This is a genomic window from Nocardia sp. NPDC004722, assembly GCF_053601505.1.
On sequence record NZ_JBSGBY010001084.1, the window covers coordinates 1 to 1,274 of the forward strand.

1 protein-coding gene is annotated in these 1,274 nt (G+C 68.4%); it reads left to right on the forward strand.

All coding sequences use genetic code 11. The features are described 5' to 3' along the window. Nucleotides 1-170 precede the first annotated feature (170 nt). Nucleotides 171-1,274: serine hydrolase domain-containing protein (locus tag ACWELQ_RS45890; protein WP_452403227.1), on the forward strand; the 1,104-nt coding region annotated here is incomplete at its 3' end.

Sequence of the window (1,274 nt, forward strand, 5' to 3'; positions counted from 1 at the left end):
CGGTCCCCGCCGCGGGCACGCGGCCGCGGTGGCTGCGGGCGGCCGGGGCGGCCTGGCGCCGGGTCCTGATCCGGCTGCTATGGGCCGGATACAACCGCCGTCATGCGGATTCGATTGGCTCCCAAGGGTCCTCCGCGTTACGTTGATTCCCTGGAACGGGGAGGTTCAGCGTGCGGATCGGGCGGGCAATCGCAGCGGTAGTGCTGGTGTTGGTGAGCGTGCTGGCGTCGGCGTGCGCGCCGGCCGCCGACACGGGTGTGCGGCGGCTGGACGCCGCGCTCATCGCCAAGATCGACGCGATCGTGGCCGAACATCTTGCGGCGGGGCTGATTCCGGGGGCCGAGGTCGCGGTCGTCGACGCGGACCGGGGCAGCTACATCCACGCCTACGGTGTCGCCGACACGACGACCAAGCGGGCCGCGGATGTCTCCGACCGCTTCCGGATCGGGAGTATCACCAAGACGTTCACGGCGACCGCGGTGCTGCGGCTGGCCGATGCCCGGCGGATCCGGCTCACCGACACGCTCGAACAGTATGTGCCGGGCGTGCCGAACGGGACCACGATCACCCTCGCGGATCTGCTGGGTATGCGCGGGGGCGTCTACGCGCTCGATCAGGAGCATGATTTCCAGGTCCAGCAGCTGGCGCACGCCCCGGATGTGGCGTGGAACGACGGGGATGATCTGCGAGCGATCACCGCGCATCCGGAGCTGGCGAAGCCGCCGAATCAGCAGACGCACTACTCGAATTCGGAGTTCTATCTGCTCGGGCTGGTGCTGGAGAAGGTGACCGGCAAACCGGTGCGGGAGGTGCTCGAGAACACCGCACGCGATTTCGCGTTGACCCAGACGACCTATCCCGCCGACAACACTGTTCCCGCACCGCATTTGAACGGGTACGGCTTCGATCAGAACACGCTGGTCGATGTCACCGACCGGGTGCCGCCCGCGCTGTACGGCGCGGCCGGGTCGATGGTGTCGACGATCTCGGATCTGGCGTTGTACGCGCCGCAGCTCGGGATGGGTTCGCTGCTGACGCCGGATACCTTCCGGGCGCGGACCACCTTCACCGCGTTGGACGGCGGACCGGACGGTTACGGGCTGGGCCTGATGCGGATGGGGCAGTGGCTGGGGCACAACGGGGCGGTGCTCGGGTTCACCGATCAGCTGGGCTATCTGCCGGACAAGAAGGTCACCGTCGTGGTGGCGATCAACCAGTACGGGCCGGCGACACGCCAGCTGCTGCCGGTCGACGCGGCGCGATTGTGGCTCGAT